Origin of the sequence: Serratia sp. H1w (genome assembly GCF_000633355.1) — a bacterium.
GTDB lineage: Bacteria > Pseudomonadota > Gammaproteobacteria > Enterobacterales > Enterobacteriaceae > Chania.
On the sequence record NZ_AYMQ01000231.1, the window covers coordinates 1 to 788 of the forward strand.

The 788-nt window shown below is 43.3% G+C and carries 1 pseudogene; it reads right to left on the reverse strand.

Annotated elements, in window-relative coordinates:
- Positions 1-788 (reverse strand): annotated as a pseudogene (locus U869_RS32365) (hypothetical protein); the annotation flags it as partial.

Sequence of the window (788 nt, forward strand, 5' to 3'; positions counted from 1 at the left end):
ACCCCCCACCCTGAGTGAGCGCGAGCCGGGTTGAGGCTAAGCCATACAAACCACTGATGGCGCGAAATTGTACGTTGATATTGGCTGCGATGGCATTCGAAGCGGTTTGTGTACAGGAGGTAGTAAGTGGAGTCGTGAGGTGCGCCAATTCAGTGCCTAACTGAAAATTGCGCAAAACATTACCAAAGTTAATTGTGGAATCGGTCGCTATACTGCAATCCAATGAAGAAACTCGCACAGTTAATAATGAAGGTAAAATTTGTTGATACAAATTCCCCGAACCAGAATACGGATAAGTCATTATATAAGCAGGAACGGAAAGATTAATATCAGGCCCTGGAGACTGATGTCCATCAGTAATTATGACCCACGAACCTGAATAGGTTATTTCTCTTGGTCCAGTACTTGAGTAGTAATCCACAATATCAGCAGATAACTTACCTTCTGGACCAAAACACCATTGAGTCCCGCCAGCCTTCATTCTAGTACCGTTATCCATTAGCATATTATTTCCTAACACCCCAATTGTGCCTGAAAAATGTGCGATTTCTCCATTAAAACGGGTAAAGTACCCGGATGCAAAGATTCTGGGAGCCAATCCAACACCATCAGTTACTTTGAATGCAGCAATATTCTGGAGAGTAATACCAGGGACATTAACTGAACAGTTTGATTTTTCAGTTCCAACCCCTATCAGGTAATTGTATGTTAAATTTTGTAACGTTGTTGTTCCTGTAGCCCCACTCAGCGAACCACTGAACGGTAGTCCTTCCCATACAATCCCAGAC